Source organism: Streptomyces sp. NBRC 110611, from assembly GCF_001590865.1.
In the GTDB taxonomy this organism is placed as follows: domain Bacteria; phylum Actinomycetota; class Actinomycetes; order Streptomycetales; family Streptomycetaceae; genus Streptomyces.
This window is the reverse complement of sequence record NZ_BBUY01000002.1, coordinates 803,114-819,339: the sequence shown is the minus strand read 5'-3', so window position 1 is coordinate 819,339 and position 16,226 is coordinate 803,114. Positions and strand designations below refer to the sequence as shown.

Genomic DNA, 16,226 nt, shown 5'->3' with positions numbered 1-16,226 from the left:
TCGGTTCGCCCGTGACGCCTCCCGTCGAGGTAGCGTCGGGGGCATGAGAGAGCCGATGCCCGGCGCGGAGCCGGAGGCGGCCCCGGGGGCCATGGACGCCGCCGGGGCCGTGGCAGCCGCCGAGGAGGCCGTGGTGGCCGAGGAGGCGGTGGAGGCCGAGGAGGCGGTGGAGGCCGAGGAGGCGGTGGAGGCCGTGCCGGGGGAGCCCGTACGGCCCGGAGCGCCCGGGGACTCCGGGGAGCCCGGGGACTCCGAAGCGCCCGGGGAGCCGGCGGTGCCCGACGGGCCGCGGCCGCTCGGAGTGGGGGTGACCCCCACCGGACAGTCCGCCGTCGACACCGGCCTGCGGCGTCTCGCCGACGCCGACCACCTGCCGTCGAGCGGACACCTCCAGGTGTACGAGGATGTGCACCGTGGACTGCGCGATGTGCTGGCCGGCCTCGACCGGCAGCCCGGGCCGCCCGCGCCGTCCCCGGCACCTCCGGGGACGGGTTCCCCCACGCCGGCACACCGTCGTCCGTGACGGCGGACGACGTACGACAACAGGAGCTGAACCACAGGTGGCAGGAGTGGCACGACGCCGACTCGACGCGGAGCTGGTGCGCCGCAAGCTGGCCCGCTCGCGCGAGCACGCGAGCCAGCTGATCGCCGCGGGCCGGGTGACCGTCGGCGGCACCACCGCGACCAAACCGGCCACCCAGGTGGAGACCAGCGCCGCCCTGGTCGTCCGCGCCGACGAGAACGACCCCGAGTACGTCTCGCGCGGCGGCCACAAGCTGGCCGGCGCCCTCGCCGCCTTCGTCCCGCGCGGACTGCGGATCGAGGGCCGGCGGGCGCTGGACGCGGGCGCCTCGACCGGTGGATTCACCGATGTGCTGCTGCGGGCCGGCGCCGGTCACGTCGTCGCCGTCGACGTCGGATACGGACAGCTCGCCTGGTCGCTGCAGAGCGACGAGCGGGTCACCGTCAAGGACCGCACCAACGTGCGCGAGCTGACGCCGGAGGCGATCGACTCGCAGCCGGTCGACCTCGTCGTGGGCGATCTCTCCTTCATCCCGCTGGGGCTCGTCCTGCCCGCGCTGGTCGGCTGTACGGCACCGGACGCGGACCTCGTGCTGATGGTCAAGCCGCAGTTCGAGGTCGGCAAGGAGCGGCTGGGCAGCGGCGGCGTGGTGCGCAGCGCGGCGCTGCGCGCCGAGGCGGTACGCACCGTCGCCGCCCGCGCGGCCGAGCTGGGACTCGGTGTACTCGGCGTGGTGGCGAGCCCGCTCCCTGGACCTTCCGGGAATGTCGAGTACTTTCTGTGGCTGCGCGCCGGGGCGCCTGCACTCGACCCGGCGGACGTCGACCGTGCAGTGGCGGAGGGGCCTCGTTGACCACTACCCAGGCAGTTGAAGACAGCGCAGCAGCCGAGAACACCGGAGCCGGCCGGACGGTGTTCCTCCTCGCGCACACCGGCCGCCCTGCGGCCGTCCGCAGCGCCGAACTCGTCGTTCAGGGGCTGCTGCGCTGCGGGATCGGGGTGCGGGTGCTGGCGGAGGAGGCCGCGGACCTGCCGCTGCCGCCGGAGGTCCAGCGCGTGCAGACCGAGCAGTGCGCCGCCGAGGGCTGCGAACTGCTGGTGGTGCTGGGCGGCGACGGCACGCTGCTGCGCGGCGCGGACTTCGCCAGGACGTCCGGGGTTCCCATGCTCGGGGTCAACCTCGGCCGGGTCGGCTTCCTCGCCGAGGCCGAGCGCGACGACCTCGACAAGGTCGTGGACCGGGTCGTCACCCGCTCCTACGAGGTCGAGGAGCGGATGACGCTCGACGTCCTCGTCCGCAACAACGGCACCGTCGTCCACACCGACTGGGCCCTCAACGAGGCCTCGGTGGAGAAGGCTGCGCGGGAGCGGATGCTGGAGGTCGTGACCGAGGTCGACGGCCGGCCCGTCTCGCGCTTCGGCGGCGACGGAGTCGTCTGCGCGACCCCGACCGGTTCGACCGCCTACGCCTTCTCGGCCGGCGGTCCCGTGGTCTGGCCCGAGGTCGAGGCGCTGCTGATGGTCCCGATCAGCGCCCACGCCCTCTTCGCCAAGCCGCTGGTCACCTCGCCGCGCTCGGTCCTCGCGGTCGAGGTCCAGCCCAAGACCCCGCACGGCGTGCTCTGGTGCGACGGCCGCCGCAGCGTCGAACTCCCGGCCGGCGCCCGCGTCGAGGTCCGCCGGGGCGCCGTCCCCGTACGCCTGGCACGGCTGCACCACGCCTCCTTCACGGACCGCCTGGTCGCCAAGTTCGCCCTGCCGGTGGCGGGGTGGCGGGGCGCACCGCACTAGGACCCATCGGACAGGCTCTAGATTCGCTTGCCCGGTGCACCGGCTCCGATGGTGGTGCACCGGCATGTCGGCCGAGCGACAGTGGATCTTCTCCGGAGTTTCGTCACGCGGTAAGTGGATCTTCGTCGGTCTCCTTCGATCTTCTTCGTGCGGCACTTGAATCTTCGATCTTCTTCGCGGGGAATTCCGAAAGCGCTGGTCCACGGGGTGGGGAAGGATGAGACGGGGGAGGCCGTCGCGGGGCGCCCCCGGGACCTCGTAAGGTCATACCCGTGTTGGAGGAGATGCGGATCCGGTCCCTGGGCGTCATTGACGACGCCGTAGTCGAGCTGTCCCCCGGCTTCACGGCGGTGACCGGCGAGACGGGCGCCGGCAAGACCATGGTCGTCACCAGCCTCGGCCTGCTGCTCGGCGGGCGCGCCGACCCCGCCCTGGTGCGGATCGGCGCCAAATCGGCGGTCGTGGAGGGCAGGATCGGCGTCGGCCCCCGGACCCCCGCCGCGATACGTGCCGAGGAGGCGGGCGCCGAGCTGGACGACGGCGCACTGCTGATCAGCCGCACCGTCTCCGCCGAAGGCCGCTCGCGCGCCCACGTCGGCGGCCGCTCCGTACCGGTCGGCCTGCTGGGGGAGTTGGCCGACGACCTGGTCGCCGTCCACGGCCAGACCGACCAGCAGGGCCTGCTGCGGCCGGCCCGCCAGCGCCAGGCCCTGGACCGTTACGCCGGGGACGCGGTGACCGTGCCGCTCGCCGGGTACACCGCCGCCCACCGCCGGCTGCGCGCCGTCACCGCCGAGCTGGACGAGTTGATCACCCGGGCCCGTGAGCGCTCCCAGGAAGCCGATCTGCTGCGCTTCGGCCTCGACGAGATCGCCGCGGTCGAGCCCCAGCCCGGCGAGGACGCCGAACTGGCCGCCGAGGCCGAGCGGCTCGGCCACGCCGAGGCCCTCGCCTCCGCCGCCACCGCCGCGCACACCGCGCTGGCCGGCAACCCCGAGGACCCCGAGGGCGTCGACGGCACCACCCTGGTCGCCGGCGCACACCGTGCGCTGGAGGCGGTACGCGGCCACGACCAGGAGCTCGCCGCACTGTCCGACCGGCTCGGCGAGATCGGCATCCTGATGGCGGACGTGGCGGGCGAGCTCGCCGGCTACGCCGACAACCTGGAGTCCGACCCGCTGCGGCTCGCCGCGGTCGAGGAGCGCCGCGCCGCCCTGAACCACCTGACCCGTAAGTACGGCGAGTACGGAGAGCACGGCGAGTACGGCAAGGACATCGCGGCCGTACTGGCGTGGTCCGAGCGGAGCGCCGCCCGGCTCGCCGAACTGGACGGCGACGACGACCGGATCGGCGAGCTGACCGCCGAACGGGACGCGCTGCGCACCGAACTCGGCGGGCTGGCACAGGCCTTGACCGACGCCCGCACCGACTCGGCGAAGCGTTTCGCGGACGCGGTCACCGCCGAACTCGCCGAACTGGCCATGCCGCACGCCCGGGTGACCGTCGAGATCCGCCAGACCGAGGTGCCCGAGGACGCCGACGGCATCGAGGTCGGCGGCCGCACCGTGGCCTACGGCCCGGCCGGTGCCGACGAGGTCGAGCTCCTGCTGGCCCCGCACCCGGGCGCACCGCCCCGCCCGATCGCCAAGGGCGCGTCCGGGGGCGAGCTCTCCCGGGTGATGCTCGCCGTCGAAGTCGTCTTCGCCGGCTCCGACCCCGTACCGACGTACCTCTTCGACGAGGTCGACGCGGGCGTCGGCGGCAAGGCGGCCGTCGAGGTCGGCCGGCGGCTGGCCAGGCTCGCCAAGTCGGCGCAGGTCGTGGTCGTCACCCACCTTCCGCAGGTCGCGGCGTTCGCGGACCGGCAGCTGCTGGTGGCGAAGACCCACGACGGATCGGTCACCAGGAGCGGTGTCACCGTCCTGGAGGGCGAGGAGCGGGTCCGCGAACTCTCCCGCATGCTGGCCGGCCAGGAGGACTCCGAAACGGCCCGCGCACACGCGGAGGAACTGCTGGAGACGGCCCGTACGGGCGGCTAGCACCGTCTTCAGGGTGCAGCTCCGCAGGTTCAGGTACAGCCCTGCGGGGTGGGGGTGTGCGGGGTGCGGTGGGGGCCGGGCGGAACGGGAGGGAGCGGGACATGGCGGCAGGCGGCGGCAAGGCGCGGGGACGGGGCACGGCGCTGCTCGGTGCGGCAGCGGTGACCCGGGCCGCGTACACGGCGCTGAGAAGCCGGCCGCCGGGCGGCGCCGTCCGGTGGGAGCGCCGGAACCACTCCGGCCGGACCGTACATCTGCACGCCGGGCTCGCCACGGCCGCCGGTACCGCGCTCGCCGCCGCCACCGCCCCCGGGCTGCCCGCCCGGACCCGGACCGCGACGGCGCTGGCCGTGCTGGCCGCCGGGGTCTGCGGGGCGTACGACGACGTCTGCGGCGCGGGTGACCCCCGGCGCGGCTTCCGGGCGCACCTCTCGGCGCTGCGGGACCGTGAGGTCACCAGTGGGGCGGTGAAGCTCTTCGGGATCGGCGCCGCCGGGCTGGCGGCCGGCGCTCTCCTCCAGGAGCGCCCGGCCGACAAGCTGCTGGCCGGCGTGGTGATCGCGGGCTCCGCGCACCTGGTGAACCTCCTGGACGTACGCCCGGGCCGGGCGGCCGGTGCCGTACTGGCCCTCGGCGCGCCCGGACTGCTGCGGCGCGGACCGGCCGGGCCGCTGTCCGCCGCGCCCATCGGGGCCGTGGCCGCCGTCGTCGGCGACGATCTGGGGGAGCGCACGATGCTCGGGGATGCCGGGGCGCATGCGCTGGGCGCGGCCCTCGGCCTTGCCGTCGTTGTGGCGAACCGCAGTACCGGGCTGGCCGCCCACGCCGCCGGTCTGGTCGCCGCCGCGGCGGTGGGGGACCGGGTGAGCCGGGCGGCGGCGGCCGCAGGGCTCTGAGGGCGGGCCTGTAGTCGGGCATGGCCCGGGCAACGGCGTACGCGCCCCGCGGGGCCCCGGCGGGCGCGCTCCGGGGGCTGGATCACCCGTAGGGACCGTTCGCCTGCGCGGGCGGTTTGTCGCCCATGTGGGTGATCCGGTGGGCGCTGGAGTGAGACTTCCCACCGGAACAGCGTGCGAACGATGCCGAATTGGCGCCGCCGGGCTGGCATCCTGGGGCGCGGTGCGCAGTTCCGGGCGGGCTCGCCGTGCCCGTACTCGCGCTCGTATACCGGGCGGGTGGACGGCCGTCCGGCCGGCCGTGCCGCACCCGCAGTGCCCCGTAGTCCGATGTCAGCGGACCGACCTCCCGGTACGGTCCGCTCCTCCCGACTCAGGAGTCCCCACCACGTGATCAGTACCCCGACCTCGACGCACGGGCTGTCGCCGCTGCGCACGGTCCAGGTGCTGGGGCACGGCAGCGCGGGCAGTGCGGCACACGTCCGCTCGCTGGCCGAAGGGCTGGTCGCCCGCGGGGTACGGGTGACCGTCTGCGCCACACCGGAGGCCGAGGCGGCGTACGACTTCACCGGTGCGGGCGCGCGGTTCGTGCACGTCCCGCCCCGGGCGGACCCGGCGAGCGTGGCCGTGCTGCGCAGCGCCTGCTGGGACGCCGACCTGGTCCACGCGCACGGTCTGCGGGCCGGTCTGCGCGCCTCGACGGCGCTGCGCGGACTGCGTCCCCCCAGGGGAGGGCGGCGGGTCCCCCTGGTCATGACCTGGCACACGAAGGCGCACACCGAGGGGGCACGGGCCGGGCTGGTGCATCTGATGGAGCGGAGGGTGGCGCGGGCCGCCGCCGTTGTCCTGGGGGCCTGTTCCGACCTCGTGGACCGGGCGCGCGAACGCGGCGCCCGGGACGCCCGGCTGGCACCGGTGGCGATTCCGCGGCCCCGGTCCGGGACCGGTACCGGGGCCGAGCCCGAGGAGCAGGACCGGACGCGTCACAAGGAGCGGGCCGAACTGGGCGCGGTGGACCGCCCGTTGCTGCTCGCGGTCGGCCGGCTCGACCCGAGCCAGGGGCACGACCTGCTGCTGGACGCGGCGCACGCCTGGTGCGCGCTCGACCCACAGCCGCTGGTCGCCATCGCGGGGGAGGGCGGCCGGCGGGCCGCGTTGCAGCGGCGGATCGACCTGGAACGGCTGCCCGTCCAGCTGCTCGGCCGCCGTGACGACGTACCCGAACTCCTGGCCGCCGCCGACCTGGTGGTGCTGCCCAGCAGGTGGGAAGCGCGTTCGCTGATCGCCCAGGAGGCGCTGCGGGCCGGGGTGCCGCTGGTCGCCACCGACACCGGAGGCACCCGCGAACTCGTCGGCCGGGCCGCGGAACTGGTCCGCTACGGGGACGCCGCCACCTTGGCCCGTACCGTCCTCGCCCTGCTCGCCGACCCGGCACGCCGGGACGCGCTCGCCGCGGCGGGCCGCACCCAGGCGGCCGGCTGGCCGACCGAGAACGACACCGTGACCCAGGTCCTCAGCGTGTACGACGAGTTGACGGAGCCGATCCAGCCGATCCAGCACTTCTAGGTTCTGCCCCATGGGGCGGGTCACGGCCCGCCCACGCCCCAACGGCCCGGCCATGCCCCAACGGCCCGGCCACGCTCCATGGGACAGACCCCGGGCCTGGACCCGCCTTCCCCGTCCGTTGTGCGGCCGTCAGTCGGGAATTAGGGCCGGCAGCCGGGAATTGCGGCCGACTGCCGGGAATACCGCCCGGCCCCGGCCGGTTGTGGCCCCGCAGGGGGCCCTCGTATCCCTTAGGGGATCTGTTCGACCGACCCTTACGGGATCCCACGGAGCCCTCAGCTACGGGACCCCGCGGGCCCTCGACGCGGGGCGGCGTGGGCATGTACGGCCGGGGCGGCCCCCGTTATGGATTGTTCGTGTGGCGTCTGGCGCGCAGGGCCAGGCGGAGGCTCAGGACCGTCTGCGGGTCGTCGAGGTCCGTGCCGAGGAGCTGGGCGATGCGGGCCAGCCGGTCGTAGAGCGTCTGGCGGTTGACGTTCAGGTCGCGGGCGGTCTCGGCCTTGCGGCCCGCGCTCGCCAAGTAGGCCTCCAGCGTGGGCAGCAGCGGCTGGCGGGCGCCGCGGTCGTGGGCGAGCAGGGGGCCGAGGGCGCGTGCCACGAAGTCGGTGAGCGTGTTCTGCTCGCCGTGTTCGCGCATCCGCCACAGGAGCAGCTCGATGTCCAGCCGGCGGGCGTCGTACCACGGTTGTTCCGGCAGGCCCTGGGCCGCGGCGGTCGCCTCCGCCGCGTGCCGCAGGCCGGGGCCCGCCGCCGTCCAGTCGCCCGCCGCACCGACGACGACCACCGGGCGGTGCGCGGCCGGCCGGTCCAGGCTCGCGCGGACCACTCCGGCGCGCAGCGCCTCGGCGATCCGGTCGGCGAGCGTGGTCCGGTCGGCAAGCGCGGTGCGGTCGGTGAGCGCGGTGCGTTCGGCGAGGCTGGTGCGGTCGGTGAGGGTGGGGCGGTTCTGGTCGGCGCGCAGCGCGACCAGCAGGGGAACCCGGCCCTCCACAGGGCGTACGCCGAGCAGCACCGGCACTCCGGCAGCGGCGAGTTCCTCGCGCAGCGTCTGGGCGAGCAGGGCCCAGCTGCCCGGGGTGGGGAGGCCGGCGGGCAGCCGCATGACCACCGGCAGTACGACCGGTTCCGGTCCGGGACGGAAGCCCAGCAGACGGGCCTGGGCCGGTGCTTCGGCCGCGGAGATCCGGCCCTCGGCCAGGTCGGCGAGGAAGTCACCGCGGCCCCGGGCGGCGAGCACCTCCTCCTGCCGGGACTGGAGCAGCACCACGGCGAGCAGGTCGGCGGCCCGTTCGGCGGCGATCCGGTGCACCGGTGCGACGGGGCCGTGGACGGGCAGCAGGACGAGCCGGGCCCGGACCGCGTCGGAGCCGTGGCCTCCGCTCGGGACGTCGATGCGTACACCGGTGTCGCGCAGGCCCTCCCAGGCCAGCAGCGGGTCGGCGTCCGCGGGCCCGCCCTCGCCGTCGCCGCCGTCCCCGCCCTCGCCGCCGGTGCCCGGGCCCGCGGCGTACAGGGGGCTGCCGTCGGGGGCCTCCAGGCAGAGGGGGTTGCCCGTGAAGGCGGCCAGCAGCCGCAGCACCTCGGGGGCGCCGCCGCCGCGCAGCAGGACGTCGGTGCAGCGCCGCAGGATCTCGTCGGCGCGCCGCAGCACGGCGTAGTGACTGTTGATGATCTCGGTGTGGATCGCCTCGGTGACCGTGACGTACGGGACCTCGCGGTGCAGCTGGATCAGGGGCAGACCGCGGTCCCGCGCGGCATCGACCAGCGCCGGGGGCAGTGCCGCGAAACGCGACCCCAGCTCCACGACGAGCGCGGCGATCTCGCGGTCCGCGAGCTTCCGGACGAAGGCACGCTGCTCGGACGGCCGGGACCCCAGGCCTAGGCCGGTGGTCAGCAGCAGCTCGCCGCCCTTGAGCAGCGAGGCGATATGTGGGACCTCGCCCGCGTGCACCCAGCGCACCGCACGGTCCAGCCGGTCCTGGCCGGCCAGCACCTCCGGCAGTCCGCGCCGCAGCGCGGGCAGCTCGAGCGCCCTGCGCACCGTGATCTCGGCTTCGACCGCCGTGTGCGCCGCCGTGGCGTCCCCGTACGTGTCCTTGTCCTTCGCTTCCGGCCCCATGGCGAGGAACCGTACCCGGAGCCCGGCGAACGGAGCGCCGCCACCCGGACTGCCCCCTCCGGCCCGGCCGCCCGGCTCTACCCCCCGTACGCCCCGCTGGCCGTCAGCCGCAGTGCCGTGTCGATCAGCGGGACGTGGCTGAACGCCTGCGGGAAGTTGCCCACCTGGCGTTTGGCCACCGGATCCCACTCCTCCGCCAGCAGGCCGAGGTCGTTGCGGAGCGAGAGCAGCTTCTCGAAGAGCTTGCGGGCCTCGTCCACCCGGCCGATCATCGCCAGATCGTCGGCGAGCCAGAACGAGCAGGCCAGGAACGCCCCCTCGTCGCCGGGCAGGCCGTCCACGCCCTCCTCCTCGCCGGCGGTCGGGTAGCGCAGGACGAAGCCGTCCTCGGTGGACAGTTCGCGCTGGATCGCCTCGATCGTGCCGATGACGCGCTTGTCGTCCGGCGGCAGGAACCCCATCTGCGGGATCAGCAGCAGCGAGGCGTCCAGCTCCCGCGAGCCGTAGGACTGGGTGAAGGTGTTGCGTTCCTTGTCGTAGCCCTTCTCGCAGACGTCCCGGTGGATCGTCTCGCGCAGGTCCTTCCAGCGCTCCAGCGGGCCGTCGACGTCGCCGGACTCGATCAGCTTGACCGTGCGGTCCACCGCCACCCAGGTCATGATCTTGGAGTGGACGAAGTGCCGGCGCGGACCGCGGACCTCCCAGATGCCCTCGTCCGGCTCGTCCCAGTGCTTCTCCACCCACTGGATCAGCTTGATCTGGAGGAGGGAGGCGTAGTCGTTACGGGACAGTCCGGTCATGTGCGCCAGGTGCAGCGCCTCGATGACCTCGCCGTAGACGTCCAGCTGGAGCTGGCCGGCGGCGCCGTTGCCGACCCGTACGGGCTGCGAATTCTCGTACCCGGGAAGCCAGTTGAGCTCGTTCTCGCCCAACTCCCGTTCGCCGGCGATGCCGTACATGATCTGGAGGTTGTCCGGGTCGCCGGCCACCGCCCGCAGCAGCCACTCCCGCCAGGCCCGCGCCTCTTCGCGGTAGCCGGTGCGCAGGAGGGAGGACAGGGTGATGGCGGCATCGCGCAGCCAGGTGAAGCGGTAGTCCCAGTTGCGGACGCCGCCGATGCACTCCGGCAGGGAGGTGGTCGGTGCGGCGACGATGCCGCCGGTGGGGGCGTAGGTCAGCGCCTTGAGGGTGATCAGGGAGCGGATCACGGCGTCGCGGTACGGGCCGTGGTACGTGCAGTGCTCGACCCACTCGCGCCAGAACTCCTCGGTGGCCGCGAGCGCCCCCTCGGGGTCCGCCACGGCCGGCGGCTGCTTGTGCGAGGGCTCCCAGCTGATGGTGAACGCGATCCGCTCGCCCGGCGAGACGGTGACGTCGGAGAACGTGGTCAGGTCCTTGCCGTACGTCTCCGCCTCGGTGTCCAGCCACACCGAGTCGGGGCCGGCGACCGCGACCGTACGGCCGTCGATCTTGTGCACCCACGGCACCACCCAGCCGTACGCGAACCGCATCCGCAGCTCCGAACGCACCGGGACGCGCCCGCTGACGCCCTCCACGATGCGGATCACCTGCGGCGCGCCGTCGCGCGGCGGCATGAAGTCGATCACCCGGACGGTGCCGCGCGGGGTGTCCCACTCGGATTCCAGGACGAGCGAATCGCCCCGGTAGCGCCGGCGGTCGGCCGGCCGCGGTCCGGGTCCGTCGACCGGCCCGACCCGCCAGAAACCGTGCTCCTCCGTGCCCAGCAGCCCCGCGAAGACCGCCGGTGAGTCGAAGCGGGGCAGGCACAGCCAGTCGACCGTGCCGTCCCGGCACACTAGAGCGGCGGTCTGCATATCGCCGATAAGTGCGTAGTCCTCGATGCGCCCGGCCACGTGCGTCTCCCGTCGAACTGGAGTCACGCCCCCCATGGGACGTTGTGAATCGGTCCGTCCTGCCCATGAAACGTCGCCGAGCAGCGGGACCGGAAATCGGGCGGGGGTGGTGCCTTCCCGGACGGCTCGTTGCGAGTGTCCGAGCAGGATACGACGCACGCGGGTGATCCGCGCGACGCTCGCGACGAGTGAGGTGCTCCGAACGGGTGGGCTCCGTCACGTGACACTGTCAAGCAGCGCCGTCACACGGCCGTCACGCAGGCGTCACACACGGTCATGGCCGCGGCGCCGGGCGACCCTCGCGCGCACGGCCGGGAGCGACCGCGCCCCGGCGCTGATAGCCTGGTACCCCGTGGACCGGTGGGCCAGCCCGATGCCGCAGCAGACGACACGGCTCCCCCGAACCGCAGCGACGGCACCCCTGACAACACCGGGACGGCGCCTCGTACCTCTCCACCTCGCGACCACGGGAGCTTCCTCTTGGCCATGCCGCCCAAATCTCCGACGACCAAGCACATCTTCGTCACCGGGGGCGTCGCCTCCTCGCTCGGCAAGGGGCTCACCGCCTCCAGCCTGGGCGCGCTCCTGAAGGCGCGCGGCCTGCGGGTAACGATGCAGAAGCTCGACCCGTACCTGAACGTCGACCCGGGCACGATGAACCCGTTCCAGCACGGCGAGGTCTTCGTCACCAACGACGGAGCCGAGACCGACCTGGACATCGGCCACTACGAGCGGTTCCTCGACGTCGACCTCGACGGCAGTGCGAACGTCACCACCGGCCAGGTCTACAACACCGTGATCGCCAAGGAGCGCCGCGGTGAGTACCTCGGCGACACCGTGCAGGTCATCCCGCACATCACCAACGAGATCAAGCACCGCATCCGGCGGATGGCGACCGAGGACGTCGACGTCGTGATCACCGAGGTCGGCGGCACCGTCGGCGACATCGAGTCGCTGCCGTTCCTGGAGACCGTCCGCCAGGTCCGCCACGAGGTCGGCCGGGACAACGTCTTCGTCGTGCACATCTCGCTGCTCCCCTACATCGGGCCGTCCGGCGAGCTGAAGACCAAGCCGACCCAGCACTCGGTCGCCGCACTGCGCAACATCGGTATCCAGCCCGACGCGATCGTGCTGCGCGCCGACCGCGAGGTGCCCACCGCCATCAAGCGCAAGATCTCTCTGATGTGCGACGTGGACGAGGCCGCGGTGGTCGCCGCCATCGACGCCCCCTCGATCTACGACATCCCCAAGGTCCTGCACGCCGAGGGCCTGGACGCCTACGTCGTGCGCAAGCTGGACCTGCCGTTCCGCGATGTGGACTGGACCGTGTGGGCGGACCTGCTCGACCGCGTCCACAATCCCGACCACGAGGTCAACGTCGCGCTGGTCGGCAAGTACATCGACCTGCCGGACGCCTACCTCTCGGTCACCGAGGCGCTGCGGGCCGGCGGCTTCGCGAACAAGGCCCGGGTGAAGGTCAAGTGGGTCGCCTCCGACGACTGCAAGACCCCGGCCGGCGCCGCCGCCCAGCTCGCCGACTGCGACGCGGTCTGCATCCCCGGCGGCTTCGGCGACCGCGGTGTGGACGGCAAGGTCGGCGCGATCACCTACGCCCGGGAGAACAAGATCCCGCTGCTGGGCCTCTGCCTGGGCCTGCAGTGCGTGGTCATCGAGGCGGCCCGCAACCTGGCCGGCATCGAGGGCGCCAACTCCACCGAGTTCGACGCGGCCGCCGCCCACCCGGTCATCTCCACCATGGCCGAGCAGCTGGACATCGTCGCCGGTGAGGGCGACATGGGCGGCACGATGCGGCTGGGCATGTACCCCGCCAAGCTCGCCGAGGGCTCGATCGTCCGCGAGGTCTACGACGGCCAGGCGTACGTCGAGGAGCGCCACCGCCACCGCTACGAGGTCAACAACGCCTACCGCGGTGAGCTGGAGAAGAAGGCCGGGCTGCAGTTCTCCGGCACCTCCCCGGACAACAAGCTCGTCGAGTACGTCGAGTACCCGCGCGAGACGCACCCCTACCTCGTCGCCACCCAGGCGCACCCGGAGCTGCGCTCCCGCCCGACCCGCCCGCACCCGCTCTTCGCCGGGCTGGTGAAGGCCGCGGTCGCGCGCAAGACGGGCGCCGGGCAGAACGCGGGCGCCGGGAAGAAGGCGGGCGCCGCGAAGTAGGCGGAACCGCGACGGATACCGTGGCCGGGGTACGGACTCGCTCTGCGAGCCGTGCCCCGGTTTCGCGTGGGTCGATGCACAAGGAGGACGCGCCATGGCGATCGAGGACACCCCGGAGGAGTGGACGGTCACCGCGACCACGACACCGTTCACCGGGAACAAGACCAGCGTGCGCACCGACGAGGTCGTGATGCCGGACGGCACCACCGTCACCCGCGACTACCAGGTCCACCCCGGTTCCGTGGCGGTGCTCGCACTGGACGACGAGGGCCGGGTGCTGGTGCTGCGCCAGTACCGTCACCCCGTACGCCACAAGCTCTGGGAGATCCCCGCCGGGCTGCTCGACGTCCCCGGGGAGAACCCGCTGCACGCGGCGCAGCGCGAGCTGTACGAGGAGGCGCACGTGAAGGCCGAGGACTGGCGGGTGCTGACCGACGTCTACACCACGCCGGGCGGCTGTGACGAGGCGGTCCGGATCTTCCTGGCCCGGGAGCTGTCCGAGGCCGAGGGGGAGCGGTTCGAGGTCTCCGAGGAGGAGGCCGACATGGAGCTGGCGCGGGTGCCGCAGGACGAGCTGGTGCGCGGCGTGCTCGCCGGTGAGCTGCACAACAACTGCCTGGTGGTGGGGGTGCTGGCGCTCACCGCGGCGCAGCGCGGCGCGGGTCTGGACGCGCTGCGGCCGGCCGGCGCGCCGTGGCCGGCCCGGCCGTTCGAGGCCTGATCCGCCCGGCCGCTCCGGCTCTTGCGGGCCTGTTCCGCCCTCGGTCCCGCCCCAGGGCTCTGTCGCCGGTCGGATGATCCGCCGATCCGATCGAGTGAGCAACCGTCGTGCTCCGTACGGCGCGTGACAGGCCGTGAACTACGCTCGGCAGCGGCCCCGTGCGCACTCGCGACGGGCTCGTACGCGCGGCTGGACGGGAGCGTGACCGGTGACGGAGCAGGCGGTGGACGGGGGGTACCTCCCGCCCGGGGCGGGGGACGGGTCCGCCGCGGCGGCACCCGGCCGGCGGATGCCCCCGGCGCGGCGCGCGGACGGCGCCGCCGTCCGCCCCGGCACTCCCGCGTCCGCCCCCGCGCCGTCCGCCCCCGTGCCGTCCGTCCCCGTGCCGTCCGTCCCCGGTTTCGCCGGACGCCACCGTGAGCTCAGGGAGCTGCACGCCGAGATCGCCCGGGCCGGCCTGGACACCCTCTCCGGGCGGAAGGGCGCCCGCAGCCGGGTGCTGCTGATCGCCGGCCGTCCCGGCTCCGGCCGTTCCGCGCTGGCCGAGCGGCTGCTGGGCGAGCTGGCCGGCGACTACCCGGACGGAGTGCTGCGGGCGGTGCTGACCGGGCCGGGCGGCGAGCGGCCCGGCACCGCCCGGATCGCGCGTGACCTGCTGGCCGCCCTCGGGGAGCGGCCGTCGCCGGGCGCGGACGAGGACGAGCTGACCGAGCGGCTGCGCGGTGCCCTCGCCGGGCGCCGGGCCCTGCTCTTCCTGGACGACGCCCCCGGTGCGGACGCCGTCGCACCGCTGCTGCCGGACGCCCCGGACTGCCTGGTCGTGGTGGTCTCCCAGGGGCCGCTGACCGGCATCCCGGACGTCCGGCCGTGCGTCCTGGGCGGCCTGGACGGCCCGGCCTGTGTCGAGATCCTCAGCCGGTACGCCGGGCCGACCCGGATCACCGTCGACCCGCGGACCGCCGAGAGCGTCGCCGAGGAGTGCGGCGGGCAGCCGGCGGCGCTGATCCTGGCCGGCGCCTGGCTCGCCGCCCGGCCCAAGGCGTCCGTCTCCGATCTGCGGCAGGGGCTGCGCGCCGTCCCGCTGCCCGGGGACCTGCCCGGCTCCGGCCGCCCGCTGTTCCGGGCCTTCCAGCTCGCCGCGGCGGCGCTGCCCGCGGCCGCGGCCCGGATACTGCGGCTGAGCACCCTGGCCCCGGCCGGCCTCGTGGACGCGCAGATCGCCTCCGCGCTGGCCGGCTGTTCGGTGGCGGTGGCCGCCACGGTGCTGGACGACCTGGCCGCGCTCGGCCTGCTGCGGCCGGTGCCCGCCGAGGGCGGCCGGCCCCCCGGGCCCCCGCTGCCCGACGCCGCGCTGCACACCCCGTACCGCCTTCCCGGCTCGCTCGCCCCGCTCGCCCGCGCGCTGCTCGACGCGCACGAGCGGCCCGCCGACGTCCAGCTGGCCCGGGCCCGGATGCTGGAGCGGACCGTACGGCTGCTGCACTCCTGCCGGGCGATGGCCGAGCCGGCCGGGTCCCCCGCCCGCCGGAAGGCCGACGGGCTGCCGCGCTCACTGCGCTTCTCCTCCCGGGCCGCCGCCGCGCACTGGCTGCGCAGCCGCCGCGGCGCGCTCCTCGACGCGGCCGGGGTCGCGGTGGCGGACGGCGGACTCGACACGCTGGACCGGCGGCTGATGGCCGCGCTGACCCGGACCCTGCTGGCGCACGAGGGGGCCGAGGCGGCCGCGCCGGACCTCTACGGGCTGCACGAGCTGGTCCTCCGGGTCGCCGAGCGGCGCGGGCTGGCCCGCGAGCAGGCCGCCGCGCTGCTGAACCTCGCGGATCTGGACGGCCGGGCGGGACGGCCGGAGCAGGCGGCCGTCCGCTACCGGGGCGCGCTGGAGGCGGCCCGTTCGGCGCGGGACCCGGTGGCCGCCGGCCGGGCGCTGGAGTCACTGGGCGGTACGTACGCCGAGCTGGGCGACTGGCAGCGGGCCGCCGACTGGTACGGGCGGGCGCTGGAGCTGCGGCTGGCCCGCGGCGAGCGGGCGGACGCGGCCCGGCTGCACGGCCGGACCGGCGCCGCGTACGCCTGCGCGGCCCGGTGGGACGAGGCGCTCGCGGAGTGGCGGGCGGCCGCCAGGACCTACCGACGGCTCGGCGACCCGGCCGGCCGGGCGCGGGCCGTCGGCGAGATGGCCGGGGTCCAGGAGCGCGCGGGGCGGCCGGAAGAGGCACTGCGGACCTGCCTGGAGGCCCTGGAAACGGCCCGGAAGGCGGAGGACGGGCGGGTGGAGGCGGAGCTGCGGCTGCGGATCGCGGACACCCTCGACCGGCTCGGGGACCCCACGGCAGCGCGGCTGCACCGCGATGTGGGGGAGCGTCTCCTGGAAGATCACCCCGATCGCCTGTGAAATAGGTAGCACATCTCGCGGAAATTAGTGCTTTGCAAGGCTAGACAACAGCAGATCCTTCAATAGACTGGCTGGGCCGCGTACGGCGCGGTCAGTTCCGTCATGCATTGCGGGAGGGGATAATTCC

11 protein-coding genes are annotated in these 16,226 nt (G+C 74.4%); 9 read left to right on the top strand and 2 right to left on the bottom strand.

Going from position 1 to position 16,226, the window contains the following annotated elements:
* Positions 1 to 43 precede the first annotated feature (43 nt).
* The 6 genes from AZE13_RS08110 to AZE13_RS08085 all read left to right on the top strand — a co-directional run bounded on the left by AZE13_RS08110 (position 44) and on the right by AZE13_RS08085 (position 6,815).
* A complete protein-coding gene (locus tag AZE13_RS08110; protein ID WP_258527631.1) occupies positions 44 to 523 on the top strand; it encodes a hypothetical protein in 480 nt (159 codons plus the stop codon).
* A 37-nt stretch (positions 524 to 560) separates the two neighbouring features.
* Positions 561 to 1,376, top strand: coding sequence for a TlyA family RNA methyltransferase (locus tag AZE13_RS08105; protein ID WP_066928393.1), 816 nt, complete (start codon positions 561 to 563; stop codon positions 1,374 to 1,376).
* A gap of 59 nt (positions 1,377 to 1,435) precedes the next feature.
* Positions 1,436 to 2,314 (top strand): NAD kinase, encoded by an 879-nt coding sequence (locus AZE13_RS08100; RefSeq protein ID WP_066928389.1) that lies wholly within the window; start codon positions 1,436 to 1,438, stop codon positions 2,312 to 2,314.
* A 284-nt stretch (positions 2,315 to 2,598) separates the two neighbouring features.
* A complete protein-coding gene (gene recN, locus AZE13_RS08095) occupies positions 2,599 to 4,353 on the top strand; it encodes a DNA repair protein RecN (protein ID WP_066928387.1) in 1,755 nt (584 codons plus the stop codon).
* Positions 4,354 to 4,454: 101 nt separating this feature from the next.
* On the top strand, positions 4,455 to 5,249 hold the full coding sequence (locus tag AZE13_RS08090; protein WP_066928385.1) for a hypothetical protein: 795 nt from the start codon (positions 4,455 to 4,457) through the stop codon (positions 5,247 to 5,249).
* Between the two features lie 390 nt (positions 5,250 to 5,639).
* Positions 5,640 to 6,815 carry a glycosyltransferase family 4 protein gene (locus AZE13_RS08085; protein WP_066928383.1) on the top strand — a complete coding sequence of 392 codons (1,176 nt, stop codon included), beginning with the start codon at positions 5,640 to 5,642 and terminating at the stop codon, positions 6,813 to 6,815.
* A gap of 343 nt (positions 6,816 to 7,158) precedes the next feature.
* Here the strand turns inward: AZE13_RS08085 and AZE13_RS08080 are convergent, their stop codons facing one another.
* Positions 7,159 to 8,934 carry a PucR family transcriptional regulator gene (locus AZE13_RS08080; protein WP_258527629.1) on the bottom strand — a complete coding sequence of 592 codons (1,776 nt, stop codon included), beginning with the start codon at positions 8,932 to 8,934 and terminating at the stop codon, positions 7,159 to 7,161.
* Between the two features lie 77 nt (positions 8,935 to 9,011).
* On the bottom strand, positions 9,012 to 10,844 hold the full coding sequence (locus tag AZE13_RS08075; RefSeq protein WP_066928381.1) for a glycoside hydrolase family 15 protein: 1,833 nt from the start codon (positions 10,842 to 10,844) through the stop codon (positions 9,012 to 9,014).
* 450 nt (positions 10,845 to 11,294) lie between these two features.
* Here AZE13_RS08075 and AZE13_RS08070 point away from each other — a divergent pair, with 450 nt between their 5' ends.
* The 3 genes from AZE13_RS08070 to AZE13_RS08060 all read left to right on the top strand — a co-directional run bounded on the left by AZE13_RS08070 (position 11,295) and on the right by AZE13_RS08060 (position 16,099).
* On the top strand, positions 11,295 to 12,986 hold the full coding sequence (locus tag AZE13_RS08070) for a CTP synthase (RefSeq protein ID WP_066928379.1): 1,692 nt from the start codon (positions 11,295 to 11,297) through the stop codon (positions 12,984 to 12,986).
* 94 nt (positions 12,987 to 13,080) lie between these two features.
* Positions 13,081 to 13,707 carry an NUDIX domain-containing protein gene (locus tag AZE13_RS08065; protein ID WP_066928377.1) on the top strand — a complete coding sequence of 209 codons (627 nt, stop codon included), beginning with the start codon at positions 13,081 to 13,083 and terminating at the stop codon, positions 13,705 to 13,707.
* A gap of 208 nt (positions 13,708 to 13,915) precedes the next feature.
* Entirely contained in the window at positions 13,916 to 16,099 is a 2,184-nt protein-coding gene (locus tag AZE13_RS08060) for a tetratricopeptide repeat protein (RefSeq protein ID WP_066928375.1), read from the top strand.
* Positions 16,100 to 16,226 lie beyond the last annotated feature (127 nt).